At 68.7% G+C, this 26,562-nt stretch carries 21 protein-coding genes; 13 read left to right on the top strand and 8 right to left on the bottom strand.

Features of this window, described 5'->3' with window-relative positions; translation table 11 throughout:
- Positions 1-147: 147 nt before the first annotated feature.
- The 3 genes from P24_RS11675 (at position 148) to P24_RS11665 (ending at position 4,153) form a co-directional block, all read left to right on the top strand.
- Positions 148-1,425 carry a type III PLP-dependent enzyme gene (locus P24_RS11675; RefSeq protein ID WP_008944930.1) on the top strand — a complete coding sequence of 426 codons (1,278 nt, stop codon included), beginning with the start codon at positions 148-150 and terminating at the stop codon, positions 1,423-1,425.
- Between the two features lie 86 nt (positions 1,426-1,511).
- A complete protein-coding gene (locus P24_RS11670; RefSeq protein ID WP_008944929.1) occupies positions 1,512-2,942 on the top strand; it encodes a homospermidine synthase in 1,431 nt (476 codons plus the stop codon).
- Positions 2,943-3,019: 77 nt separating this feature from the next.
- A complete protein-coding gene (locus P24_RS11665; protein ID WP_008944928.1) occupies positions 3,020-4,153 on the top strand; it encodes a type III PLP-dependent enzyme in 1,134 nt (377 codons plus the stop codon).
- 49 nt (positions 4,154-4,202) lie between these two features.
- On the opposite strand, the gene P24_RS11660 is transcribed toward P24_RS11665, so the two are convergent.
- The 6 genes from P24_RS11660 to P24_RS11635 form a co-directional block, all read right to left on the bottom strand.
- Positions 4,203-5,570, bottom strand: coding sequence for a class I SAM-dependent RNA methyltransferase (locus P24_RS11660; protein ID WP_008944927.1), 1,368 nt, complete (start codon positions 5,568-5,570; stop codon positions 4,203-4,205).
- Positions 5,571-5,853: 283 nt separating this feature from the next.
- Complete coding sequence (locus P24_RS11655; RefSeq protein ID WP_008944926.1) at positions 5,854-6,309, bottom strand: YbaN family protein; 456 nt, start codon at positions 6,307-6,309, stop codon at positions 5,854-5,856.
- Positions 6,306-8,372, bottom strand: coding sequence for a membrane protein (locus P24_RS11650; protein WP_008944925.1), 2,067 nt, complete (start codon positions 8,370-8,372; stop codon positions 6,306-6,308). Before P24_RS11650 ends, P24_RS11655 begins: the two co-directional genes overlap by 4 nt.
- A gap of 1 nt (position 8,373) precedes the next feature.
- Positions 8,374-11,133 (bottom strand): DUF4159 domain-containing protein, encoded by a 2,760-nt coding sequence (locus tag P24_RS11645; protein WP_008944924.1) that lies wholly within the window; start codon positions 11,131-11,133, stop codon positions 8,374-8,376.
- A gap of 1 nt (position 11,134) precedes the next feature.
- Positions 11,135-12,034, bottom strand: coding sequence for a DUF58 domain-containing protein (locus P24_RS11640; protein ID WP_008944923.1), 900 nt, complete (start codon positions 12,032-12,034; stop codon positions 11,135-11,137).
- A 19-nt stretch (positions 12,035-12,053) separates the two neighbouring features.
- A complete protein-coding gene (locus P24_RS11635; protein ID WP_008944922.1) occupies positions 12,054-13,079 on the bottom strand; it encodes an AAA family ATPase in 1,026 nt (341 codons plus the stop codon).
- Between the two features lie 104 nt (positions 13,080-13,183).
- Between P24_RS11635 and P24_RS11630 the strand changes: the two genes are divergently transcribed.
- The 4 genes from P24_RS11630 to P24_RS11615 are packed head-to-tail and all read left to right on the top strand — an operon-like array spanning position 13,184 to position 16,106.
- Entirely contained in the window at positions 13,184-13,894 is a 711-nt protein-coding gene (locus P24_RS11630; RefSeq protein ID WP_237740192.1) for a DUF1285 domain-containing protein, read from the top strand.
- On the top strand, positions 13,849-14,520 hold the full coding sequence (locus P24_RS11625; RefSeq protein WP_008944920.1) for a CoA pyrophosphatase: 672 nt from the start codon (positions 13,849-13,851) through the stop codon (positions 14,518-14,520). The genes P24_RS11630 and P24_RS11625 overlap by 46 nt, the downstream gene beginning before the upstream one ends.
- 2 nt (positions 14,521-14,522) lie before the next feature.
- A complete protein-coding gene (locus P24_RS11620) occupies positions 14,523-14,831 on the top strand; it encodes a hypothetical protein (RefSeq protein ID WP_008944919.1) in 309 nt (102 codons plus the stop codon).
- Positions 14,832-14,846: 15 nt separating this feature from the next.
- On the top strand, positions 14,847-16,106 hold the full coding sequence (locus tag P24_RS11615; RefSeq protein WP_008944918.1) for a CCA tRNA nucleotidyltransferase: 1,260 nt from the start codon (positions 14,847-14,849) through the stop codon (positions 16,104-16,106).
- A gap of 202 nt (positions 16,107-16,308) precedes the next feature.
- Here the strand turns inward: P24_RS11615 and P24_RS11610 are convergent, their stop codons facing one another.
- Positions 16,309-16,641 carry a 2Fe-2S iron-sulfur cluster-binding protein gene (locus P24_RS11610; protein ID WP_008944917.1) on the bottom strand — a complete coding sequence of 111 codons (333 nt, stop codon included), beginning with the start codon at positions 16,639-16,641 and terminating at the stop codon, positions 16,309-16,311.
- The gene (locus tag P24_RS11605; RefSeq protein WP_008944916.1) at positions 16,638-18,329 is read right to left on the bottom strand and encodes an FAD-binding protein; all 1,692 of its coding nucleotides are present in this window, start codon (positions 18,327-18,329) and stop codon (positions 16,638-16,640) included. The genes P24_RS11610 and P24_RS11605 overlap by 4 nt, the downstream gene beginning before the upstream one ends.
- Before the next feature lie 290 nt (positions 18,330-18,619).
- Here P24_RS11605 and P24_RS11600 point away from each other — a divergent pair, with 290 nt between their 5' ends.
- From P24_RS11600 to P24_RS11575, 6 genes are read left to right on the top strand one after another with little or no spacing between them, the layout of a single operon-like run.
- Complete coding sequence (locus P24_RS11600) at positions 18,620-19,465, top strand: FAD binding domain-containing protein (RefSeq protein WP_008944915.1); 846 nt, start codon at positions 18,620-18,622, stop codon at positions 19,463-19,465.
- Positions 19,462-22,245 (top strand): molybdopterin-dependent oxidoreductase, encoded by a 2,784-nt coding sequence (locus P24_RS11595; RefSeq protein WP_008944914.1) that lies wholly within the window; start codon positions 19,462-19,464, stop codon positions 22,243-22,245. The genes P24_RS11600 and P24_RS11595 overlap by 4 nt, the downstream gene beginning before the upstream one ends.
- Entirely contained in the window at positions 22,242-23,729 is a 1,488-nt protein-coding gene (locus tag P24_RS11590) for a hypothetical protein (RefSeq protein WP_008944913.1), read from the top strand. The genes P24_RS11595 and P24_RS11590 overlap by 4 nt, the downstream gene beginning before the upstream one ends.
- Entirely contained in the window at positions 23,726-24,595 is an 870-nt protein-coding gene (locus tag P24_RS11585; RefSeq protein ID WP_008944912.1) for a UPF0280 family protein, read from the top strand. The genes P24_RS11590 and P24_RS11585 overlap by 4 nt, the downstream gene beginning before the upstream one ends.
- Entirely contained in the window at positions 24,592-25,179 is a 588-nt protein-coding gene (locus tag P24_RS11580; RefSeq protein ID WP_008944911.1) for an amino acid synthesis family protein, read from the top strand. Before P24_RS11585 ends, P24_RS11580 begins: the two co-directional genes overlap by 4 nt.
- A gap of 48 nt (positions 25,180-25,227) precedes the next feature.
- Positions 25,228-26,442, top strand: a complete 1,215-nt coding sequence (locus P24_RS11575; RefSeq protein WP_008944910.1) for an ABC transporter substrate-binding protein — start codon at positions 25,228-25,230, stop codon at positions 26,440-26,442.
- The last annotated feature ends 120 nt before the right edge of the window (positions 26,443-26,562 follow it).

Raw genomic sequence — 26,562 nt, 5'->3', positions numbered from 1 at the left:
GGGCCGGGGGCGGGCAAGCTTTCGTCGTGACCTGTCCCGGTTTTCGGGCAGGCCAGCGGGTTCCTGCACCTCAACCGGTGCGTCGGCATCCGCGCGTGTTCTTGGCGTGTCCGGTAAGGGCGCGATCAGTTTTTGGGAGTTGGTGCGATGTTCCTTGGTTTCGATGCAAACCGCGAGATTGCCGGCCTGACGGTCGATGGCGTGATTGCCGCCTCCCGTCCGGAAGAGCCCGTGCTGTGCGTGCGTCCGGCCCTCATGGAGGCGACCGCGCGCACCTTCGTGTCGCTGTTTCCGGGCCGTGTCTTCTATGCCGTGAAGTGCAATCCGGATGTGGCGGTGCTGCGCGCCCTGTCGGCTGGTGGTGTCGCCAATTTCGACGTCGCCTCGCTGACCGAGATCGAGACCGTGCGCCGGCTGCTGCCGGACGCGCGCCTCGCCTACATGCATCCGGTGAAGCCGCGGGCTTCGATCCGGGCTGCCTACATGCAGCATGGCGTGCGCGACTTCTCGCTGGATTCCATGGAGGAACTGGCGAAGATCGTGACCGAGACCGGCCATGCCGACGATCTGGGCCTGTTCATCCGCCTGAAGCTGCCGAAGGGCGGCGCGGTCTATGACCTGTCCGGCAAGTTCGGCGCCCCGGTGGAGCAGGCGGTCACCCTGCTGCGTGCCGCGCGCGATGCCGGCCGCCGCGTCGGCCTGTGCTTCCATGTCGGTTCCCAGTGCCTGGACCCGTCCGCCTATGAGCGCGCCATGGAGATCGCCGGCGAGGTCATCCGCCTGTCCGGCGTGACGCCCGACGTGCTGGATGTCGGCGGCGGCTTCCCGGTTGCCTATCCGGACGTGAACCCGCCGGCGCTGTGGCTCTACATGGCGGCCATCAACCGCGCCTTCCGCCGGCTGGACCTCGCGAATTGCGAGCTGTGGTGCGAGCCGGGCCGTGCGCTGGTCGCCGCCGGCACCTCGCTGGTCGTGCAGGTGAACCACCGCCGCGGGCAGGAGCTGTTCATCAATGACGGCGTGTACGGCACGCTGTCGGATGCCGGTGTGCCGGCCTTCCGCTTCCCGGTGCGGGTGATCCGTCCCGAAGGTGAAGCCGCTTCGTCCGAGATGCTGCCCTACGTCTTCTTCGGCCCGACCTGCGACAGCGCGGACCGCATGGAAGGCCCGTTCTGGCTGCCGGCCGACCTGCGCGAGGGCGACTGGATCGAGATCGGCCAGCTGGGCGCCTACGGTGCCTGCCTGCGCACCCAGTTCAACGGCTTTGACCGGATCGGCACGGTTGCCGTGTCCGACGGGCCGCTGCTGGCGACCGCCGGCCACCCCGGCTCAGGTCAGGCGGGCGCGGGTCAGGAAGCACCGGTGCAGGTCAGCCATCCGGCCCGTGTGGTGCGGCGGCGCGCGAAGCTGCGTGCCGTGGCTTGAGGAAACAATAAAAGTCAGCGCTTATGTGCGGCGGGGCCGGGAACAGGAGCCGGCCCGCATCGAAACTGAACGGAGTGTGACAAAGAATGACGGACTATAAGCGCCATACCGCCTTCGGCGGACGTATCGTGATGATCGGCTTCGGCAGCATCGGCCAGGGCGTGCTGCCGCTGATCCTGCGGCATATCGACATGCCGAAGGACAAGATCGTCATCATCACCGCCGAGGAGAAGGGCAAGGAAGTTGCCGACGCGTATGGCGTGGAATTCCGGGTCGCCCCGGTCACGCGCGAGAACTACAAGGATCTGGTGGGCAAGGAGATCGGCAAGGGCGACTTCCTGCTGAACCTGTCGGTCGATGTGTCCTCCATCGCGCTGGCCGAGCTGGCGCGCGACAAGGGTGCGCTCTATCTCGACACCTGCATCGAGCCCTGGGTCGGCGGCTATACCGATACCTCGCTGCCGCCCTCGCTGCGCTCCAACTACGCGCTGCGGGAGGAATTCCTGGCGCAGCGCCGGCCCGGCAAGAAGGACCCGACGGCGGTTATCACCCATGGCGCCAATCCGGGTCTGGTGTCCCACTTCGTGAAGCAGGCGCTGCTGAACATCGCCAAGGATACCGGCGTGAAGGCGGATGTGCCGGCGGACCGCGCGGGCTGGGGCAATCTGGCCAAGACCCTCGGCGTGAAGGTCATTCACATCGCCGAGCGCGACACCCAGGTGACGAATAACCCGAAGAAGGTCGGCGAATTCGTGAACACCTGGTCGATCGACGGCTTCGTCTCGGAAGGCTCGCAGCCGACCGAGCTGGGCTGGGGCACGCACGAGAAGCACTGGCCGTACAACGCCAGCCGGCATGCCTTTGGCTGCGACGCGGCGATCTTCCTGAACCGGCCGGGGGCCAGCACGCGGGTGCGCACCTGGACGCCGACCGAGGGCCATTTCCACGGCTTCCTCATCACCCATAGCGAGGCGATCTCCATCGCCGACTATTTCACGGTGACCGAAGAGACCGGCGCGGCTAAGGCGGTGACCTACCGGCCGACCGTGCATTACGCCTACCACCCGTGCGACGACGCGGTCATGTCGGTGCACGAGCTGGCGGGTAAGAACTGGCAGCAGCAGCCGAACCAGCGGCTGATCGTTGACGAGGTCGTCAGCGGCATTGATGAGCTGGGCGTGCTGCTCGCCGGTCACAAGAAGAATGCCTACTGGTACGGATCGCAGCTCTCCATCGAGGAAGCGCGCAAGCTGTGCCCGCACAACAACGCCACCTCGCTGCAGGTCACCGTCGCCGTGCTCGGCGGCCTGGTCTGGGCGATGGAGAACCCGGAGAAAGGCATCGTCGAACCCGACGAGATGGACTTCCAGCGGGTTCTGGATGTCTGCATGCCCTATCTCGGCCCGGTGGTCGGGGCCTACAGCGACTGGACGCCGCTGGAAAGCCGGGGGGTTCTGTTCGCCGAGGACGTCGATTACGACGATCCCTGGCAGTTCAAGAACGTGCTGGTCGTCTAGTCCGGCACCGATACGAGTGTTGCGTACCTGAACCGTACTTTAATGCCGCCTAATCAGCGGTTTGGGAGAGTAGAGAGATGAACGAAAAGATTGCCCGCTTCCTCGCCGAGCGACGAGTCGAGACCCCGTTCCTGGTCGTCGATCTGGACGTCGTGGAGGAAAATTACCGCGCCCTGGCCTCGGCCCTGCCGAACGCCAAGATCTTCTATGCGGTAAAGGCCAATCCGGCGCCGGAGATCCTGAAGCGGCTGACCGGGCTGGGGTCGAATTTCGACACGGCGAGCGTGGCGGAGATCGAGGACGCCCTGGCGGCCGGCGCCACGCCGTCGCGCATCTCCTACGGCAACACCATCAAGAAGGAGACGGACATCGCGCGCGCCCATGCGCTGGGTGTCCGTCTCTTCGCCTTCGACAGCGAGGCGGAGCTGGACAAGATCGCCCGTGCGGCGCCGGGGGCGCGCGTGTTCTGCCGCATCCTGACCTCGGGCGAGGGTGCTGACTGGCCGCTGTCGCGCAAGTTCGGCTGCGAGCCGGAGATGGCGTTCGATCTTCTCCTGAAGGCGGCGGAGAAGGGCGTCATCCCCTATGGCATCTCGTTCCATGTCGGCTCGCAGCAGCGCGATCCGCAGCAGTGGGATGCGGCCATTGCCAGCTGCGCCAAGCTGTTCCAGGACCTGGAGCATCGCGGCATCCTGCTGCGCATGGTCAATCTGGGCGGCGGCTTCCCGACCCGCTACATGAAGGACATGCCGACCCCGGCCGATTACGGCCAGGCCATCGACGAGTCGCTGCGCCGCCATTTCGGCAACCGCATCCCGGAGACCATCGTGGAGCCGGGCCGCGGCATGGTCGGCAATGCCGGCGTCATCGAATCCGAGGTGGTGCTGATCTCGCGCAAGTCGGCGGCCGAGACGAAGCGCTGGGTCTATCTCGACATCGGCAAGTTCGGCGGTCTGGCCGAGACCATGGACGAGGCGATCAAGTACCCGCTGACCTTCGACCGCGAGCTGACCGGCGAGGGCGACTCAGTGGTGCTGGCCGGCCCGACCTGTGACAGCGCTGACGTGCTGTACGAGAAGGAGGAGTACAAGCTGCCGCTCGACCTCGCCATCGGCGACCGGGTGCGCATCGGCTCCACCGGTGCCTACACCACCACCTACTCGGCGGTGGCCTTCAACGGCTTCAAGCCGCTGGCCTCCTACTACATCTGAGGCGTCTGAACGGAAAACCCCCTCGCTGCCGGCAGCGAGGGGGTTTTTCTTATGCGCGCCGGAACACCGCCACCAGCTCCAGATGCGCTGACCACAGGAACTGGTCCACCGGGGTGATGCGCTCCAGCCGGTAGCCGCCCTCCAGCAGCAACCGCATGTCGCGCGCGAAGGTGGCCGGGTTGCAGGAGACGGCCACGACCACCGGCACCTGGCTCTTCGCCAGAGCCGCTGCCTGGGACCGCGCGCCGGTGCGCGGCGGGTCGAACACCACCGCATCGAACCGGTCCAGCTCATCCTCCGCCAGCGGGTCACCGGCGAGGTCGCGCTTCTCGACACTCAGCTTCACGGACGGGCCGGCCTTGCGGGACGCCGCCGCCAGTGCCTCAAGCGCCGGGGCGTGGCCTTCCACCGCATGCACCGCGGCCCCCTTTGCCGCCAGCGGCAGGCTGAAGGTGCCGCAGCCGGCATAGAGGTCGGCGATATTCTTCGCCTCGCCGACGCCGGCCAGCACGGCCTCCAGCAGCGCGGCTTCGGCCTCCGGCGTGGCCTGCAGGAAGGCGCCCGGCGGCACCGCGACCGGTATGCCGGCGAAGGAGAGGGTGGCGGCGCGGCGCTCGGCCAGCAGTTCCGGTGTGCCGCCTTCGATGGTGATCGACAGCCGCGCGAGGTTGGCCTCCGCCGCGAAGCCGGCCAGAGCTTCGCGTCCGGTAAGGTCCGGCATTTCCGGCAGGTCGAGCAGCAGATCGACGCTGCCATCGAGGCTGAGCATGGTCGCGCGGGCATTGCCGGCCGCCGGCAGCAGCCTGTCCAGCAGGGCGCGCAAGGGCGGCAGCACTGCCATCAGCGCCGGGGCGAGGACGGTGCACTCCTCGATATCGACGATGAAATGGCCGCGATGCTCATGGAAGCCCAGCACCGTGCCCTGCGCCAGCTTGCGGGCCACCAGGATGGCGCGGCGCCGGCTGTGCGGCGGCACCGTCACCAGTTCGGCGATCAGCTCCGGGTCGATACCTTCGCGCGCCACCGCGTCCAGCAGCAGCGCCTGCTTGTAGGCGCGGTAGGCGGTGTCTGTCAGATGCTGCAGCGTGCAGCCGCCGCAGCGCCCGAAAGAGGGGCAGGGCGGCTCGCGCCGGTCCGCGCCGGGTTCCAGCATCTCCAGGATTTCCGCGCGGACGCCGTCGCCGGTCTCCTCGACCGGGCGGACCAGCAGCCGGTCGCCGGGCACGGTCAGCGGCACGAAATAGCGCTTGCCACCGGCCTCCGCCAGCCCGTCGCCGCGCACGCCCAGCGCCGTGACGGTCAGCTCGACCGGCGGCGTGTTAGCCGGCAGCTTGCGGGCGGCGCGCGCCGGCTTCCGGTCAGGACGCTTCTCGAACGGGCGGGCGGGCGTGCCGGCGGCGCGGTGCGACTTGCCCATTTGCTTGCCGAGGGGATGTCGGGGTGGCTGGCTGCGTTTCATGGAGCCGAGATATGCGGGCTTCCCGCCCGGCCCGCAAGCGGAAAGGGAGATTGGAGAGATTACGGCCTTCCGGCTTTCTCTCATCTGTCATTCCCGGGCTTGTCCCGGGAATCCAGGGTTCAGCTTACTCGACCGACGATCCAGTTAGCTGAAGCCTGGACCCCCGCAACAAGTGCGGGGGTGACGGACAGAGGAACTCTAGCGCTGCCACTAGCGCAACAATCAGCTAGCTGGCTGGTAGCTACTCCGCCCGCACGCGGCTGGGGCGGGTGCAGACATAGATCCCGATCAGAACCATCGTGCCGCCCATCAGCGCCGGCTTCAGCCAGTCGTCGAACACGAAAATGACGGTCATCATCCAGCTGAATGCCATGCCGCCGACGGCGTAGAGCTTGCCCTTCAGCGGCACCACGCCGTGCTGGAACCAGTTGCGGATCGGCGGGCCAAAGGTCGGATGGGTATAGAGCCAGTGGTGGAACCGCGGGGAGGAGCGCGCGAAGCACCACACTGCGACCAGCAGGAAAGGCACGGTCGGCACCACCGGCAGGAAGGCGCCAATCAGCCCCAGCGCGGCGAAAATGCAGCCCAGCGCGTAGAGCGTGACCCGCAGCAGCCGGTTCTCGATCAGCCCGGCCTCGTGGAACTCCAGCTGTTTCGTAGGGGGCGGATTTCCGGGAGCATCCTCCTGCACGCTCATCGCGCCTCGCGCAGCCAGCCGCCGATCAGCGCGCCCAGCGCCAGCAGCAGGGTGAGCAGGGCGGGCAGCAGCGGCACTTCCAGCACGCCGGTCACGATATAGTCGTTGTTGGCGCGCAGCCCGATCCAGTTGCGGCCCGTGGCGCGGCGGTCGGCATCGACGCGGCGCAGATCGGGCATGCCGTCGGCCAGCCAGTGGACCGACCCGCCCGAAGCTTCGGCGACCGGGGCCAGCACCGCGTCGGTCGCGCGGACATCGGCATATTCCACCGGATTGACCGCGCCCACCGTGACCAGGCGGGTGCGCTCCCCGTCGGACAGGCGGTAGAGGCCGGGTTCCTCTACGGTCAGCGTGCCGGTGGCGCGGCCCTCGCCGGATTCCGCCAGCGGCACGGTGATGGTCTCGCCGGACGGGCCGGTGACTTCCACCGTTTCCGCCGCCGGCTCCAGCGAGCGGCGCTCGATCTCCATGCGGTCGCCGCGCACGGTGGCGCGCAGATCATTCTCCTCCAGGTCCGGCTCCTTCATCAGCCAGTGCGCGACCCGGCGCAGCAGCTCGGCCTGCGGGCCGCCGCCCTCGAAGCCGCGCGTCCACAGCCACATATGGTCGCTGTTGATCTGCGCCACGCGGCCCTCGCCGACGCGGTCCAAAACTACCAGCGGGCGGGCGCGCTCGTCCTGCATGACCACGGTGCCACTGCGCGGCTGGGTATCGACCAGCCGGAACCAGCGGCCCCAGCCCGGCACGCCGCCCTCGGGCCCGGCGCCGGCCAGATCGGCGGTGACGGGGTGGCGGCGGCCCATCGCTGTCAGGGTCGGGCGGTAGCCCTCCTCATGCACGTCGCCGCTGGGCTCGGCCGGCAATATATCGCCGATGGGGGTTTGGAACAGGCTGACCGGCGAGGCGAAATCCGGCCCCACCGCCATCAGCAGCGCGCCGCCCTTGCGCACATATTCCGCAATATTGCCGAGATAGAGCCGGGGCAGCACGCCGCGCCTTTTGTAGCGGTCGAAGATGATGAGGTCGAACTCGTCGATCTTCACCTCGAACAGCTCGCGGATCGGGAAGGAGATCAGCGACAGCTCACGGATCGGCGTGCCGTCCTGCTTCTCCGGCGGGCGCAGGATGGTGAAATGCACCAGATCGACCGACGGGTCGGCCTTCAGCAGGTTGCGCCAGGTGCGTTCCCCCGCATGCGGCTCGCCGGAGACCAGCAGCACGCGCAGCCGGTCGCGCACGCCGTTGATGCTCAGCACCGCGCGGTTGTTGATCAGCGTGAGTTCGCGCTCGCCGGGGGCGGCCTCGATCTCCAGCACGCTCTGGCCGCCGCGGTCCAGCGTGAAGGCAATCTCTTCCTCGCTGTTCGCGGGCACGGCGATCACCTCCTCGCGCTCGCCATTCAGGCGCAGCCGGAGCGAGACCGGCGTGCCCTCGGCGGCAGCGGCATCCTCGACCGCCAGCCGGATGGTGACCTCCTTGCCGACCATGCCGAAGCTGGGAGCCTGGCGGATCACCAGGCGGCGGTCCTGTTCGTCCTTCTCGCCGGTGATCAGCGCATGGAACGGGGCGGGCAGGGTTTCGGACATCGTGTCGGCATCGTGCGCCTGCCCGTCGGTCAGCGCGATGATGCCGGCCAGCCGGCGGCGCGGAATGTTGGACAGCGCCTGCTGCGCCGTCGCCAACAGCTGCGTGCCCTCGCGGTTGGCGCCGGCCGGCTCCACCGTAACCTCGCGGACCTCCAGATTGGGCTGGCGGGCCAGCTCGGCACGCAGGGCCTCCAGCACCGCATCGGTCTGCTGCGGGCGTTCGCCGATGCGCTGGCTGGGCGAGCGGTCGGTCAGCAGCAGGGCGATATCGGATTGGTCCTCACGCTGCTCGGCGATGATCGCCGGGTTGGCCAGCGCCAGCAGCAGCACGGCGACCGCCGCCGCGCGCAGCCAGATGCCGCGCGCCCGCCGCCACAGGCCAGCGGCCAGCACCAGCACGGACAAGACGGCCAGCGCCGCCAGCGCCCAGAGCGGCAGCATCGGCGCGAAAGCGATATCGAGGCCCGATGAAATCATTCTATTGCCCCAGCCGTTCGAGGATGGAGGGGATGTGCACCTGGTCGGCCTTGTAGTTGCCGGTCAGCGCGTACATGACGAGGTTCACGCCGAAACGGTAGGACCATTCACGCTGCACCTCGCCGCCGGGCACCACCGGGAACATCGGTCGCCCGCCCTCGTCCATCGCCCAGGCGGCGGCCCAGTCATGCCCGCCGATGATGATCGAGGACACCTCGTCGTCGCGCGCGGTATCGGCGCGTTCCACCCAGACCGTGCCGCCGGTCCAGCGGCCGGGGAAGCTGTCCATCAGGTAGAAGGCCTTGGTCAGCACATGCTCCGGCGGTACCGGCTCCAGCGGCGGCACGTCGAGGCCGTGCGCCAGCACGCGCAGCCGCTCGATGCCGGGCGTGGCGCCGCCGAAGCCGACCTCGCCCTGGTCGCGGGTGTCGAACAGGATAGTGCCGCCGGTCTTGATGTAGCTGTTCACCCGGGCGATGGCGGCCGGACTCAGCGGCTGCTGGCTGGTGCCGACCGGCCAGTAGAGCAGCGGGAAGAACATCAGCTCGTCACGCTCCAGATCGACCCCCATCGGCGGGCCCGGCTCGACCGCCGTGCGGCGTTCTAGCATGCGCGTCAGCCCGGCCAGCCCGGCCTCGCTGGCGGTGTCGAGCTGGCGGTCGCCGGTGCGCACATAGGCCAGCCGCGTGCTGAGGCTGGCGGCGCGGGCGAAACTGTCGTCACCCTGCTGGGCCTGCACGGTGGCGGGCATCGCCGCTGCCAGTCCGAACGCCAGCAGCAGCATGGCGGCGCGGCCAGGGGCGCGGCCCGCGCTAGGGACCAGCCCGCGCAGCAACATGGAAATCAGCAGGTCCGCCAGCAGCAGCAGCAGCGCGCCGGTGAACAGGGTGGGCCGCAAATCCACTTCCTCGCCTTGCTGATAGCCGGTCACGGCGACACCGGAGGGCAGTGCGCCCAGCGGCTGGAACTCGGTGATGGCGGGGGCCAGGTTCACCGCGACGCGCGCCTGATCGGTACCGTAGAAGCCAGGCGGCAGGGACGGGCCGGGGCGGATCGGCGTGTCGCCGGGGCCAGCGCCCGGATCTGTGTGGGGTGGCAGCGCCTGCGCACTGTTCGGCGGTGTCACCAGCCGGCCATAGCCATCCAGTGTTTCGACCGGCGGCAGTGGCTGTTCGCCGCGCCCGCCCCGGATGCCCTGGCTCAGCGCCACGATCCGCTGCAGCATCTGCACGAACAGGCCGGACAGCGGCAGATTGCTCCAGTCCGGGTTGGCGGTGGTGTGCACCAGCACGACCCAGCCATCGCCTTCGCGCGCCGCCGTCACCAGCGGCGTGCCATCCTCCAGCGTTGCCCAGCTGCGTTCCGCCAGGTCGAGAGTGGGCTGCGCCAGCACCTGACGCTGCACCGTCACTTCCGGTGGGATGGCAAGGCCGGCGAACGGGCTCTCCGGCGGGAAGGCGGCAAGCCGGGCCGGCTGGCTCCAGGACAGGGCACCGCCCAGCAGCCGGCCGCCCTGGCGCAGCGGCACCGGGATCAGCGCCTGCCCGGACGGCTCGGCGGCGGCCAGGATCGGCCCGGCGAAGCGCAGCAGCACGCCGCCATCGGCGACCCACCGGCGCAGAATATCCTGCTCGGCGGTGCTCAGCGTGCCGCTGTCGGGCAGCAGGATCACCGCCAGCTCGCGCGCCAGCAGCGTTTCCAGCGGGCCGCGCCGCACCTCGCTGAACGGGCTCAGCGCCTGATCCAGATAATGCAGTTCGGAGAGTAGCGGCTGCGAGGCGCTGAAGCTGGTCTGCGACACCAGCCCGACCGGGCGCCGGCGCCAGCGCTCGTCGATCAGCGCCACGCCGCCGGCGGTCGCCTGATCCTCGATCTCCAGCCGGGCGATTTCGTTGCGCAGCTCGCTGGGCAGCACGATGCGCGCCTCGGCGCGTGTCTCGCCATCCTCGAAGCGGATCGCCTCGCGCGCCAGGATGCGGCCATCGGCGGCCACCGCGCGCACGGCACTGTCCAGCGCCCCCCGGTCATCGGCGCGGGCCAGGCTGGCGATCAGCCCGTCAATCTCGCTTTCCGGCGGGAAGGCCAGCTGCGGCACGGTGGAGGGCGGGGTGGTCATCACCGTCAGCGCACCCAGCCGCTGCAGGGTTTCGGCCAGCGCCGCGGTGCCTTCGCCGCCCAGCCCGTCGGACAGCCAGAAGCTCTCCGCGCTGGCCGGCAGTTCCTGGCTGCGCAGCCAGGTCGCCAGCGCCGCGCGGTCGGTAGCCCAGGGTTTCGGCTGCAGAGCCTGCACGAGGCTGCGGGCCTCCCCCGCGCGCAGCGGCGACAGCCGGTCCGGCAGGCCGGCGGAGGAGGGCGCGGTGGTCAGCAGCAGCACCGGCCGTCCGGCGCGTTCGGCCTGGTCCAGCAGTTCCTCGGCGGCCTGCTGGCGCTGCGGCCAGTCGCGCGCCGCCGCCCAGCCATCGTCGATGGCCAGCACCAGCGGCCCGCCGCCCACCAGCGGCGCGCGCGGGTTCAGCAGAGGATGCGCCAGCGCCAGGATGATCAGGGCGGCCAGCAGCACGCGCAGCAGGATCAGCCACCAGGGCGTGGTGGCGGAGGTTTCGTCGCGCGGCTTCAGCCCGTAGAGCAGCCGGATCGCCGGGAAGGCGACACGGCGCGGGGCCGGTGGCACCACGCGCAGCAGCCAGATCAGCACCGGCAGCGCGGCGAGGGCGACCAGGATCCAGGGCGTGGCGAAGGCGAGCGGACCGAGCGTCAGCATGTCAGCCCCTCATCCGGTCGCGGTTGCCGCCGGCACCGGCTGGCTGCGACAGTCCGATATAGAGGTCGAGCAGCGCCTTTTCCGGCGGCTGGTCGGTCTGGTGCTGGGCGAAATGCCAGCCCGCGGTGCGGGCGAGGTGGCGCAGCGCCGCCTGATGTTCGGCGAAGCGCCGGTGATAATCCGCGCGGACAGTGTCCACCCGGCTGATCAGGGTCGAGGCCTCGCCCTCCAGCCCGTCGAAGCGCACCCGGCCGCGGAACGGCAGGCCGGCCTCCGCCGGGTCCACCACCTGCAGCAGGAAGCCGCGCACGCCACGCCCGACATCGCGGGCGATCCGCGCCTCGATCTCTGCGACCGGCGACAGGAAATCGCCGATCCAGACGGTCGCTCCATGGCGCGGCAGCGGAATGGCCGGCGGCAGGCTGGCCGCGACATCGACGGCATCCCGCGTGCGCTCCAGCTCGCCGATCAGCCGGGGCAGGGCGCTCTGGCCGCGCAAGGGGGCATGCACGCCGCCCAGCAGCGCCACCTGCTCGCCGCTGCCGGCCAGCAATGCTGCCAGGGCCGCCAACAGCAGTTCCGCGCGCTCCAGCTTTTCCGGCAGCTTGCGGTCGGAGCGGTAGCGCATGGAGGGCGAGGCGTCGCGCCACAGCCACACGCTCTGCGCCGCCTCCCACTCGGTCTCGCGGACATAGACATGGTCGCCCTTGGCGGATTGCCGCCAATCGACGCTGCGCACCGAATCGCCGAAGGTGTAATGCCGGAACTGCCAGAAACTGTCGCCTTGGCCGACGCGCCGCCTGCCGTGGACGCCCTGCGCCACGGTCGAGGCCACCCGCTCCGCCGCGACCAGCAGCGGCGGCAGGGTAGAGGCGAGCTGTTCAGCGCGCTGGCGCAGCATGCGGTCCGGGTCCGCCGTCTCAGCCCAGCGGGGCGGCGATGCTGTCCAGCACCGCGTCCAGCGTGACGCCCTCGGCGCGGGCAGCGAAATTCAGCGCCATGCGGTGGCGCAGCACCGGCTTCGCCATCGCCAGCACATCGTCGATGGACGGGGCGAACCGCCCATCCATCAGCGCGCGGGCGCGGATCGCCAGCATCAGCGCCTGGCTGGCGCGCGGCCCCGGCCCCCAGGCGACATGCTCGCGCACGGCGGCGATGGGGCTTTCCTCGGGCCGGCCATTGCGCACCAGCGTCAGGATGGCGTCGATCACGCTGTCGCCGACCGGGATGCGGCGCAGCAGGCGCTGGCCATGCAGCAGGTCGGCAGCGCTCATCACCTGTACCGGGCGCTCTTCCTCCGCGCCGGTGGTGGCGATCAGCATCTGGCGTTCGGCATCGCGGCCGGGATAGCCGACATCGATCTGCAGCAGGAAGCGGTCAAGCTGTGCTTCGGGCAGCGGGTAGGTGCCCTCCTGCTCGATCGGGTTCTGCGTCGCCAGCACATGGAAGGGGGCGGGCAGTTCGTGATACTGGCCGGCGACCGAGACGCGGCGCTCCTGCATCGCCTGCAGCAGCGCGGACTGGGTGCGCGGGCTGGCGCGGTTGATTTCGTCGGCCATCAGCAGCTGCGCGAAGATCGGCCCCTGGATGAAGCGGAAGGCGCGCTTGCCGCCCTCACCTTCCTCCAGCACCTCGGATCCCAGGATGTCGGCGGGCATCAGGTCGGGCGTGCACTGGATGCGCTTCTCGCCCAGACCGAACACCGTGCCCAGCGTTTCCACCAGCTTGGTCTTGGCCAGGCCCGGCACGCCGATCAGCAGGCAATGGCCGCCGCCCAGCAGGGTAATGACAGCCTGATCGACCACATGCTCCTGGCCGAAGATCACCCGCCCGACCCGCTCGCGCACCAGGCGCAGCCGTTCGGCCAGGGTCTCGATCTCGGCCACCAGCTTGTCGTCGGCGGTGCCGGCGCTGCCGGAAAAAGGGGTGGGATCGGTCACGCTCATGCCAATATTCTCCCTAAGCTGTTGGCGCCGAAGCTGCCGGAACCATCAATATTCTTTGGCGCGGCACGCCGACCCGACAGAAGGCCGAATAGCCAGAAAGCCAGATGGAAGGACAGGAAATGACTGGCGCGAACCCCGACCCTGACCGTCCGACGCGATCCTCTGCCCCGGACACGCCACAGGACCGGCTGTCAGGGAACAAGGCTCCTGAAGAGATACTTAGGCATCTGGGGGCGGCGCGCACAGTGCCGGGGCGTGAAAAAGCCGGAAACAACGCCAGTGCATCCGGCAGCGCAAATCCCGGCCCTTCGCCGAAGGGCGACGGACCGGAGGAAAGCTGCGGAGATTTCGGCATTCGGATCGCCCGCGATGGCACCTGGTTCTATCTTGGCTCGCCAATCGGCCGGAAGCCACTGGTAAAGCTATTCTCGACGGTATTACGGCGAGAAGATGACGGCAGCTACTGGCTGGTGACGCCGGTGGAGCGCGGCCTGATCGAGGTCGAGGACGCGCCCTTCACCGCCGTGGAACTGCAGGTCGAGGGCACGGGCCGGGACCAGGTCTTGCGCTTCCGCACCAATCTGGACGATTGGGTCGAGGCCGGGCCGGATCATCCCATCCGGGTGGAGACTAATGCGGCGACGGGAGAGCCGAGCCCCTATATATTGGTGAGGGACAGGCTTGAGGCCTTGATCTTGCGGCCGATATTCTACCAGCTTGTCGAGATCGGCGAGGAAACCGAAGAGGGCGGAACACCGCGACTGGGCGTATGGAGCAAGGGAACATTCTTCACGCTGGGCAGCCTGAACGGCTGACCGTCGATGCGGTCCGGCTGCGCACGCTGTTCGGCGGCGATGCGCGGCATGGCGGGCTGCTGACCGGCGATGGCGATATGAGCCCCGGCCTGCCCGAAACCGCGCCTGGCTTTATCCCCGGCCGCCCCGCCGCCGTGCTGGTGCCGCTGGTGCAGCGTCCCGACGAGATGTCCGTGCTGCTGACCAAGCGCACTGACCATCTCTATCATCATCCGGGGCAGATCAGCTTTCCCGGCGGGCGGATCGAGGCGGACGACCTCGACGATCCGGTGTCCGCCGCCCTGCGCGAGACGGAGGAGGAGACCGGCATCCCCCGCGATGTGGTGGAGGTTATCGGCCGGCTGTCGCCCTATCGCACCCGCACCGGCTTTTCCGTGGTGCCGGTCATCGGCCTGCTGACCCCGCCCTTCGAGACGCGGCCCGACCCGTTCGAGGTTGCGGAGATTTTCGAGGTGCCGCTGTCCTTCATCCTGGACCGGGCCAACCATCAGGTGCACAGCCGCGAGGGCGATGGGGTGAAGCGCTCCTTCTATGTGCTGCCCTACATGGATTACTACATCTGGGGCGCTACGGCGGCGATGCTGGTCAATCTGGCCAATATCGTGCTCCGTACGGGCGAGGACTGATCATGCTGCGCGTCGCCCTTATGGTGCTGCTGCCGATCCTGACGCCGACCATCCTGTATTTCCTGTGGTTCAGCCATGCCCGCCGCAAGGCGATGGCGGCTGGCACGCCGGACTCAGCACCGAAGCTGGGCGATGCGCCCTGGGTCTATCTGGCGGCCTTCGGCGTCGGCCTCATGCTGCTGGTGCTGGGCGCCGGCGCGCTGTTCTTTCAGGAAGGCGGGCATCCGGGCGATGTCTATACGCCGCCGAAGCTGATCGACGGGCAGATCGCGCCGGGGCACAGCGATGCGCCTGCCGCGCCGAGCCGCTGACCGGCGGCGCGGACCATGCAGCCTGTACGGCGCCTCGACCCACTGCCCGACTGGGTATCCGATCCCGCGGTCATTTCCATCATGCAGGCGGCCATGGCAGGCGGCGGGCGCGTGCGCTTCGTCGGCGGCTGCGTGCGCAACAGCCTGATGAGGCTGCCGGTCGCCGATATCGACGCCGCCACCGATGTGCAAGCGGAAGAGGTGATGCGCCGGATCGAGGCCGCCGGCATCCGCGCTGTGCCGACGGGGCTGGACCATGGCACGGTCACGGCGGTGAAGGATCATGTGAAGGTGGAGATCACCACCCTGCGCGTCGATGTGGAGACGGATGGCAGGCGCGCGCGCATCGCCTATACCGACGATTGGGCCGAGGATGCGAAGCGCCGCGACCTCACCATGAACGCGCTGTTCCTCGATCCCGATGGCACGCTCTATGACCCGGTTGGCGGTCTGGCCGATATCGAAACGGGGCGGGTGCGCTTCGTCGGCGAGGCGGAACGCCGCATCCAGGAGGATGTGCTGCGGCTGCTGCGCTTCTTCCGCTTCCACGCGCATTACGGGCGGATGGCGCCGGACGAGGAGGGGCTGGCCGCCTGCAAGCGCTTCGCGCCGCTGCTGCCGAACCTCGCCGGGGAGCGTATCCGCGACGAGCTGCTGAAGCTGCTGGCGGCGCGCGACCCGGCCCCGACCTTCTATCTGATGCGGCAGGCCGGCGTTCTTTCCCACGCCCTGCCGGAGGCGACGCATCTGCGACGGCTGGCGGCGCTGACCCTGCTGACCGGCGAGATGGAGGAGGCCGCCCCGGATCCGCTGCGCCGGCTTGCCTCGATCCTGCCGGATGCGAAGGCGGGAAAGGAAGTGGCCACGCGGCTGCGCCTGTCCAATGCGGAGCGCGACCGTCTGACCGCCATGCTGAAACCGGCGGCCGATATCGACCCCGCCGCCGGGCCGCAGGACCGCCGCCGCCTGCTCTACGCCATCGGGGATGAAACCTACCGCGATCTGGTGCTGCTGGACTGGGCGCGGCGGCTGGCCGACCAGCCGGGCGCGGTGCCGGCCTGGGTGGAGGCGGGCTACCGCGTGCAGCTTGCCGCTGCCGATGGCTGGGTGCGCCCGAAGCTGCCGGTCAATGGCGAGGATGCGATGGCGCTCGGCATCCCCACCGGCCCGGCGGTCGGGAAGCTGTTGAAACAGGTTGAGGGCTGGTGGATGGAGGCGGATTTCCGCCCCGACCGCGCCGCCTGCCTCGCCCGGCTGAAGGAACTGGCGGGGTAGGGGATATCGATCTCCCCTCACCCAGCTCCCGCTAGGCTCACTCACGTTCGCCAAGCTTTCGCAACCCTCTCCCCTTCCGGGGCGAGGGATTTCTTTTTGATGTCTCTTTTTTCTTCCCTCGCCCCGGAAGGGGAGAGGGATGGGCAGCCTTGTGAGCGAAGCGATCTAGGCGAAGCTGGGTGAGGGGGGAATACCCAAATCCCTACTCCAGCCGTTCGTCGGGCGGGGCGATCTCGGTGACGAGGTCGCGGATCAGCGCCTTGTTGGGCAGCGGCGCCAGAGTCATGTCGCCCTCGCGCAGCCGCTCGGTGCAGGCATAGATCACCTTGCCGTCCAGATGCATCATGCATTCCTTGCAGGCATTGGCGTTGATGCAGGAGAAGCGGAAGGCCAACGCCGGGTCGCGGTGCGCGCGTATCCAGCGCAACCCATCCAGCACCGACTGGCCGGGCTCGAACGGTACGTCATGGGCCTCGGCGCGGGGCGCTTCCCCGGGCCGGCCGCGCTGGAGGATGAGGCGGGCGGTCTGGTTCACGAGGCGGCCTCCATTTCCTGGCGGATGACGGCGCGGCGTTCCAGCGAGAGACCGCCATTCTTCAGCTGCACGATCTGGTTCAGCTCCCAGGCCGGGTCGAGGCCGGGGTGATCCTCGCGCTGGTGCGCGCCGCGGCTCTCGGTGCGGGCCTGGGCGGAGAGCGTGACCGCCTCGGCGACGGTCAGCATGGTACGCAGGTCGAGCCAGTCCAGCCGCTCGGGATCGTAGGCAGCGCCGCTGCCGAACGGCACAGCGCCAAGATCGGCCTTCATCCGGCGCAGTTCGGCCAGCGCATGGGCCAGCTTCTCCGCCGTGCGGAACGGGCCGACATAATCCTGCATCAGGTCCTGCAATTCGGCGATCAGGGCGGCGCTGTTCGGCGCGTTCTTGGGACCGTCGGCCCGCAGCAGCGCCAGCCCTTCTGCCGCGTCTGACGCAATATCGCCGACCGGGCCGGTGGCCTTGGCGCGGCTGGCGGCGCTGCGCCCGGCGACGAAGCCGAAGGCCAGCGCCTCGGTGATGGCGTTGCCGGACAGCCGGTTGGCGCCGTTCGCGCCGCCGACCGCCTCGCCCGCGCAATAGAGGTTCGGCACCTCGGTCTCCATGTCGGGGCCGACCTGTACCCCGCCCATATGGTAATGGGCGATGGGGGCGACCTCGATGGCGGTCCTGGTCAGGTCGATGCCATTCTTCGCCAGCTTGTCGATGATCGGGCCGAAGGCCTTGCGCAGCTCCGATTCCGGCACATGCTCGAAGCTGAGATAGGCGCCGCCGGCCGGGCTGCCGCGCCCGGCCTCGACCTCCTTGGTGATGGCATAGGTCGCCTGATCGCGTGTGATCTGGTAGCGGCCGCCATCGGCGACGCCGTACTTCTGCGTGAACTCCTCGCGGTTGCCGTTCAGCAGCCGCCCGCCCAGCTTGTAGCGGAACGGGTCCCACATGATCGGGTCCATGCCGATCAGGCGCGGCGCCAGATGGCCGATCGGGAAGAACTGCACGAATTCCATATCGATCAGGCTGGCCCCGGCGCGCAGCGCCAGCGCGTAGCCATCGCCGCCCATGTTCAGCGAGGCGCTGTTGCGCCGGTACAGCCGGGTCAGCCCGCCGGTGGCGATGATGGTGGCAGGGGCGGAGACCAGCACCGGCTCGCCGGTGTGGAGATGCAGGCACAGCACGCCGACCGCCGCGCCGTCGCGCTGCACGATGTCCACCGCATAGAGATCGCCGACCCGGCGTACCGGTTCGTGCCGGATGACCTGCGTGCGCAGCGTCTTGGACACGGCGGGGCCGGTATTCAGGAAATCGACATAGACGCAGCGCGGCCGGTCATGGCCCGGTGCCTGCACCTGCTTCAGATGCCCGTCCTCGGCGGCCCAGCCGACCTTCCAGTCCTGCAGGCGGCGGATGGCGGTAACGCCCTCCTCGCAGAGCAGCCGGGCGAGCCGCTCGTCGCACAGCCCGCGCCCGGCGGCCAGCGTGTCCTTCAGATGGTGTGTCCAGTGATCCTCGGTCTGCTCGCCGACGGCGGCGGCCACCGTCATCTGCGCCATCACCGTGGCGCCGCCGCGGCCGATCAGGCTGCGGTCGATAAGGATGGAGCGGCTGCCCGCTTCCGAGGCGGCGATGGCGGCGGCCATCCCGGCCCCGCCCGCACCGATGATCGCGATGTCGGTTTCAAGTGTGCGCATAAGTGTATGATGGCCGGCATTACGGCGCTGCACAACATGCTGCTGATGCAAGGCCGCATGCAGAAGCGAATGTGGTCTGCGGCCGCGAAGCGGCCGTACAGGAGTTGCCACTGATTCTCCCCTCTTGACGGGTGGGGTCGGGCGGTCTCACTATGCAAGAAAACATATGTACACAAATGAATAGCTGACTGGGACCAACCCGGCGGCGAACAGGGTAACAGGGTTTCCTGGCAGCAAGCGTCCCGGCACTGTTAAGGGTGGTGGGCGGCCAGCAGATTGGGAGAATACGGGTGAGCGACGGCCAATATCTGCGCCCGGAGCGGCTCGAGGACGCGGTTTCCGCCTTGCGCGAGGGACGCTGGACCCTGCTTGCCGGCGGTACCGACCATTACCCGGCGCGCGTCACCGCGCAGCGCCCTGAGGATATTCTCGATATTACCGGCCTTGCCGGGCTGCGTGGCATTGCCGATGCCGGCGATCATTTCCGCATCGGCGCGCTGACGCGCTGGTCTGATATTGCCGAAGGCGACCTGCCGCCCTGCTTCGACGGGCTGCGCCGCGCGGCGCGGGAGGTTGGCGGCGCGCAGATCCAGAACCGCGCCACTATCGCCGGCAATCTCTGCAACGCCTCGCCCGCCGCCGATGGCGTGCCGCCGCTGCTGACACTGGACGCCTCGGTGGAGCTGGCCTCGGCCGACGGGGTGCGGGTGCTGCCGCTGGGTGGCTTCATCCTCGGCAACCGAAAGACAGCCCGCCGGCCGGACGAGCTGGTGACCGCCATTCTGGTGCCGAAGCCGGCGGAGGCCGCCCGCGCCAGCTTCCTGAAGCTGGGTGCGCGCAAATATCTGGTCATCTCCATCACCATGGTCGCTGGCCTGCTGGAGGTGAAGGAGGGCAGGGTCGCCGCCGCGCGCATCGCGGTTGGCGCCTGCTCCGCCGTGGCGCAGCGCCTGCCGGTGCTGGAAGTCGCACTGGTCGGACAGCCTGCCGATGCGGGCCTCGCCAGTATGGTCACGACGGAGCATCTGGCCGCGTTGGCACCGATCGATGATATCCGTGCCGATGCCGGCTACCGCCTTGAGGCGGCGCTGGTGCTGGTGAAACGCTGCCTTGCCGAGCTTGGAGCAACAGCATGAACGCGCCCATCGCCATGTCACACGCGAGTGACAGCCGCATCCGCCTGACGGTGAATGGCCAGCCGGTGACGCTCTCCGTGCCGCCAGGCCGGCGATTGACGCGGGTGCTGCGCGACAATCTGGGGCTGACCGGCACCAAGGTGGGCTGCGATGCCGGGGATTGCGGCGCCTGCACCGTACTGATGGACGGGCGGCAGGTCTGTGCCTGCCTGGTGCCGGCCGCACAGGCGAACGGGACGGATATTGTCACGGTAGAGGGGCTGGCAGAGGAGGGCCGGCTGAACGGCCTGCAGCAGGCCTTCCATCGCCATGGCGCGGCGCAGTGCGGCATCTGTACGCCGGGCATGCTGATGGCGGCGAGCGAGCTGCTGGCTGTTACCGCTGCGCCCACCCGCCAGCAGGTCGAGGATGCGCTGGGCGGCGTGCTGTGCCGTTGCACCGGCTACCGCAAGATCGTCGATGCCGTACTGGATGCCGGCGCGTCCGGGGCTTTTGTGGGGGCAAAGAGCGGTGCCGCCGTTGGCGCGCGCATTCCCCGCAAGGACGGGATTCCGAAGCTGACCGGCGAGGAGAAATTCGGCGCCGACGAGGCGCCCGCCGATGCGCTGTGGCTGCGTGCGATCCGCTCGCCCCATGCCCATGCGCGCTTCACGCTGGGCGATCTGGATGCCTTCCGGAAAAACCATCCCGGCATCGAGCGCATCTTCACCGCCGCTGACGTGCCCGGCAGCAACAGTTTCGGCATCTATCCTGACCTGAAGGACCAGCCGGTGCTGGCCGATGGTTATGTACGCTTCCGGGGCGAGGCGGTGCTGGCGCTGGTCGGCGATCGCGCCGCGCTGGAAGGGGTGGCCGAGGCGGATATCCCCATCGTGTGGCAGGAACTGCCGGCACTGATCGGCACCGAGGCCGCGCTGGCCGAGGGCGCTGCGCAGTTGCACGCCGCCAGTGCGGGCAATGTGCTGATCCGGGGCCATGTCGCGCGTGGCGATCTGGAGGCCGGTTTCGCCAATGCTGTGGCGCGCACGGCACGGCGCTTCGAGACCAGCTATGTCGAGCATGCCTATATCGAGCCGGAGGCCGGCTTCGCCCGGCGCGTCGGCGGCCGCATGGAGATCACCGCCTGCACCCAGACGCCCTATATGGACCGCGACGAGGTTGCCCATGTGCTGGGCATCGCGAAGGCCGATGTGCGGATCATCCCGACGGCGACCGGCGGTGGCTTCGGCGGCAAGCTGGACATGTCGGTGCAGCCGCTGCTGGCGACGGCGGCCTGGCTGCTGGAGCGGCCCGTCCGCATGATCTACCACCGGCCGGAATCCATGGCCTCCACCACCAAGCGCCACCCGGCGACCATCGCGGTGGAGGCGGCGGCGGATGCTGAAGGAAAGATCACCGCCTTCCGCTTCCATGGCGATTTCGACACCGGCGCCTATGCCTCCTGGGGGCCGACCGTGGCGAACCGCGTGCCGGTCCACGCGACCGGCCCCTACAAGGTGGGGGCGGCCTTGTGCACCAGCCGCGCGGTCTATACCAACGGCACGCCTTCAGGTGCCTTCCGGGGCTTCGGCGTGCCGCAGGCCGCCATCGCGCATGAGGCGGCGATGGATGATCTGGCGCTGGCGCTGGGTATCGACCGACTGGAATTCCGCCATCTGAACGCGCTGCGCGCCGGCGAGGCGACGCATTGCGGGCAAATCATCGAACAGTCGGTCGGCATGGCCGCCTGCCTGGAGGCGCTGCGCCCGCGCTGGCGCGCGCTGGTCGGCCAGAACATGGCGTTCAACGCGGCGGAAAAGGCGAAGGGCGGTCCGCTGCGGCGCGGCGTCGGCGTGGGGTGCATGTGGTATGGCTGCGGCAATACATCGATGTCGAACCCGTCGACCATGCGCATTGGCCTGAAGGCTGACGGGCGGCTGACGCTGTATAACGGCGCGCACGATATCGGCCAGGGCAGCTATACCATCATGGCGCAGATCGCCGCCGATGCGCTGGGCCTGCCGGTCGGTCTGGTGGAGCAGATCTATGCCGATACCGACCGCACGGCGGATGCCGGCAAGACCTCGGCCTCGCGCCAGACCTTCGTGTCCGGCAAGGCGGCGGAGCTGGCGGGCCTCGACCTGCGCGCGACCATATTGCGCCTCGCCAATGCCGGTCCTGAATCGGTGCTGTCGCTGGACGGTCCGATCCTGATGGTGGCGGAAGGGGTCGTGGTGCGCCGCATCGATTTGCGGGAAATCCCGGTGGAAGGCCAGGAAGGCGATGTGCTGACCGGCGAGGGCACCTTCGATCCGCCGACCAGCCCGCTGGACGAGAACGGCCAGGGCGTGCCCTATGCCACCTATGCTTTCGCCGCGCAGATCGCCGAGGTCGAGGTGGATATCGAGCTGGGCACGGTGAAGCCGCTGCTGATCGCCGCCGCGCATGATGTCGGCCGGTCGATCAACCCGATGCTGGTGGAAGGGCAGATCCAGGGCGGCATCGCGCAGGGCCTTGGTCTGGCGCTGATGGAGGAATTCATCCCCGGTCGCACCGAGAATCTGCATGATTACCTGATCCCCACCTTCGGCGATGTGCCGGATATCGAGATGCACCTGATCGAGGATGCTGAGCCGCTTGGCCCCTATGGCGCCAAGGGCATCGGCGAGCCGGCGCTGGTGCCGACCGCGCCGGCCATCCTGGGGGCGATCCGCGACGCCACCGGGGCGGTGGTGGCCAAGGTGCCGGCGCTGCCGCACCGGGTGCTGAAGGCGATCAGAGAGGCGGAGGCCGCGCAATGAACGACGCCACGCCGAAGACAGCGGAACAGGATGAGGGCGAAATCGTCCGTTGCGACGCCTGCCCGGTGATCTGCCGCATCCGCAAGGGGCGCAGCGGGGCGTGCGACCGCTATGGCAATGTCGATGGCGAGCTGGTGCGGCTCGACCCGCTGGTGGTGACCCAGCAGGTGGCGGCGGAGAAGGGTGCCGTCGTGCCTTTCCTGAAGGAGCATTGGGACGGATCGCTGGTGGCCGGCGCGCCGACCTTCCTGACCGGCATCGGCTCCGGCACCACCTATCCTGACTACAAGCCGGCCCCCTTCATCGTCTCCACGCAGCATCGCGGCGTCGATACGGTGACCGTGGTGACCGAGGGCATCTTCAGCTATTGCGGCGTGAAGCTGAAGATCGATACCGACCGCTATCTGGGGCCGGAACAGGCCGCCGTGCGCCATGAGGGCGAGGCGGTGGGCCATGTGACGACCGCCGAATATGGCTCGCAGATGCTCTCCCTGGGCGGCGTGCATCACCTGACCGGCGGGTCGAAGAAGGAAGGCAACGCCACCTGCGCGGCGCTGCTGGCGCTGTGCAACAAGCAGGCGGTGGAACTGACCGTCGATGGCGGCTCCGCGCTGATCGTCCAGGCCGGCAAGCCGCCCATCGTCGATGGCAAGCAGGAACAGCGCATGCGGGTCGGCTGCGGGTCGGCCACCATCGGCATCTTCGCCAAGCAATGGCATGAGCATGCCGACGAGGTGATCGTGGTGGACGACCACATCACCGGCGTCTTCACCGAACATCAGGCCGGCAAGTATCTGGACGTGCGGGCGGCGGGCATCCGGGTGCGCGGGCGGCGCTCCACGCCGGGCCGCTATTTCCAGGTCGCCAATCCGGGCAGCGGCTGGGGCGGCACGGATGTCACCGATCCGCTGTCGATCATCGACAGGATCGATCCCAAGACCGCCTGGCCCGGCCTGCGCCTGCTGATGGTCTCCACCACCGGTGAGGACCATGCCTATTTCGTGCTGGACGAGAACCTCGTGCCGGTGGCGCAGCCGCTGCCGCCGGGGCTGAACCCGGTGGTCGGGCGCATCGAGGAGAATTGCGAGCCGGCCATGACCTCCGTGCTGTTCATGGCAGGCGCGGGCGGCAGCCTGCGCGCCGGTGTTACCGAGAATCCGGTACGCCTCACGCGCTCCGTCCGGGAACTGGTCACCCGTGTCACCTGTGGCGGCGCGCCGGTCTATGTCTGGCCGGGCGGCGGCATCACCCTGATGGTCGATGTCACCCGCATGCCGGAGAATTCCTTCGGCTATGTGCCGACCCCAGCGCTGGTGGCGCCCATCGAATTCACCCTGCCGCTGCCCGATTACGAGGCGCTGGGCGGCCATAGCGGCGAAGTGAAGCCGCTGGAAGCGGTGCTGGAGGCGGTGGCGCGCCGCCAGTCATGGCCGCAGCCATCGGATAATCCCTGGCCTCTCGACCCTCAGGACAGGCTTACATGAGCGTGCAGCGCGCCTTCCTGCCCGATGGCCGGCTGCATCTGCAGCATGGCCCCATCGATCTGGTGATCGAGGCGTTCGGTCCGCTGGCGGAGGTGCGCCGCGCCTATTGGCAGGCGGTGCAGGGTTTCGACGGGCTGCTGGAGAGGCTGACGCTGGAACTGCACCTGCTGCGCCGCCCGCTGGGCGAGGCGCCGCCCGCGCTGCACGGCCCGGTGGCGCGGCGGATGCTGGCGGCGGTCTGGCCGTTCCGCGGCCTCTATGTGACGCCGATGGCGGCGGTGGCGGGATCGGTGGCGGATCATGTGCTGGCCGCAATGCTGCGCGACCGTCGACTGACAAAGGCCTATGTGAATGATGGCGGCGATATCGCCTTCCACCTGACACCGGGTGAGAGCTTCCGCGCCGGACTGGTGCCCGACCTCACCCAGGGCGCGATGGATGGGCTGGCGGAAATCCCCTTCGAGACGCCGGTGCGCGGCATCGCCACCAGCGGTTCTGGCGGGCGGTCGCTGTCGCTGGGGATCGCCGATGCGGTGACCGTGCTCGCGCGCGATGCGGCGGCGGCGGATGCGGCGGCGACGCTGATCGCCAATGCCGTCGATCTGCCGGGCCACCCCGAAATCCGCCGCGCGCCGGCCAGCAGCCTCGACCCCGACAGCGATCTCGGCGACCTGCCGGTGACGCTGGAGGTCGGGCCGCTGGGCGATGACGAGATCGGCCAGGCGCTTGCCGTCGGGCTGCAACGGGCCCATGCGATGCGCGAGGCTGGACACATCCATGCGGCGGTGCTGTCATTGCGCGGACGTTTTGCCCTGTGCGGCACCGCCCTCAGCCCCGAACTGCCCGAACTGACGGAGACGAGATGAGCGAGCTGGTCCAGATCCGCAAGATGGTCCTGACCGTGGAGGAAATCCGCCACGAGGGCGGCCCCGCGCCGGAACGACCGATCCTGCGCGCCGCCTGTCTGGCGGTGCTGAAGAATCCCTATGCCGGGCGCTATGTCGCAGACATCACGCCGCTGATGGAGGCGCTGAAGCCGCTGGGGCTGGAGATGTCGCAACGGCTGATCGCAGCACTGGGCGGCGACGTTGCGAAGATCGAGAGCTACGGCAAGGGCTCGATCATCGGCACGGCGGGCGAGCTGGAGCATGGTGCCTGCTGGCATGTGCCGGGCGGCTATGCGATGCGCGAGCTGCTGGGCAGCGCCAAGGCCATCGTGCCGTCCGCCACCAAGGTAGGGTCGGCGGGCGCGCGCCTCGATGTCGCGCTGGGCCACAAGGACGCTGCCTATGTGCGCAGCCATTTCGACGCGATGGAGGTCGGCATTCACGACGCGCCGCGCGCCGACGAGATCGTCTATTGCCTGGTCATGACCACCGGCGGGCGCATCCATGCCCGTGTCGGCGGCCTGCAGGTCAGCGAGATCAAGGGAGAGGATGGCCTGCGTTAAGAACGGGCCAGGTTGTTAGAGCAATCCACTTTGTTTGGGGGACCGACGATGATGACACGCAGACGCTTTTCCGGCCTGGCACTCGCCGCCGGCATGACCGCCGCACTGGCGGCTAACGGGTCGGCTGTCGCCGCCGACAAGATCGTGCTGGGCGATATGAATTCCTATACCGGCTTCGCTTCCTTCACGATCCCCTACAAGCAGGGCTGGGAGCTGGCGCTGGAGGAGATCAACGCGTCCGGTGGCATTCTCGGCAAACAGGTTACGGTGGTCAGCCGCGATGATGGCGCCAAGCCGGCCGACGCGGTGACCGTGGCGAACGAGCTGGTCAGCCGCGAGGGCGCGACCCTGCTGTTCGGCACGCTGCTGTCGCATGTCGGCCTTGCCGTGTCCGACTTCGCCAAGCAGAAGAAGGTGATCTTCATCGCCGCCGAGCCGCTGTCCGACTCGATCGCCTGGCAGAAGGGCAACCGCTACACCTTCCGGCTGCGCCCCGGCACCTATGTGCAGGCGGCCCTGCTGGCGGAGGAGGCGGCGAAGCTGCCGGCCAAGCGTTGGGCGACCATCGCGCCGAACTATGAATATGGCCAGTCCGCCGTCGCCGCCTTCAAGGAGCTCTTGAAGGCGAAGAAGCCGGATGTGGAGTTCGTCGCCGAGCAGTGGCCGGCGCTGGGCAAGATCGATGCCGGTGCCGCCGTGCAGGCGCTGGCGGCGGCCAATCCGGACGCCATCTTCAACGTCACCTTCGGCGGCGACCTGCTGAAGTTCGTGCGCGAAGGCAAGGTGCGCGGCCTGTGGGAGAAGCGCACCGTGGCCAGCATGCTGGGCGGCGAGCCGGACTGGATCGACCCGCTGAAGGATGAGGCACCGGAGGGCTGGCTGGTCACCGGCTATCCCTGGTACGCCATCGAGACGCCGGAGCATGTGAAGTTCCGCGAGGCCTTCCAGAAGAAGTTCAACGACTATCCGCGCCTCGGCTCGGTGGTCGGCTATGCCGCGCTGTATTCGGTGAAGGCGGCGATGGAGAAGGCCGGCACGACCGAGACGGAGAAGGTCGTGGATGCCTTCGCCGACCTGAAGCTCGGCACGCCGCTGGGGCCGATCACCTACCGCGCCATCGACAACCAGAGCACCATGGGCGCCTATGTCGGCACGCTGACCGTGAAGGACGGCATGCCGCGCATGGTCGACTGGCGCTTCGGCAAGGGCGAGGACTATCTGCCGCCCGACGAGGTGGTGAAGAAGCTCCGCGCGAAGGAGTAAGCTTTTATCGTAGGCCTTTTCCCTCGCTGGGATGGCTAACCGCCCTGCTCACCCTCTCCCCTCGCGGGAGAGGGTGGTGAGCGATAGCGAACCGGGTGAGGGGGCTTGTGTCGATAAGGT

The organism is Oceanibaculum indicum P24, from assembly GCF_000299935.1.
In the GTDB taxonomy this organism is placed as follows: domain Bacteria; phylum Pseudomonadota; class Alphaproteobacteria; order Oceanibaculales; family Oceanibaculaceae; genus Oceanibaculum; species Oceanibaculum indicum.
The sequence above is the reverse complement of the archived record's forward strand: the minus strand, read 5'-3'. Positions and strand labels throughout refer to the sequence as shown.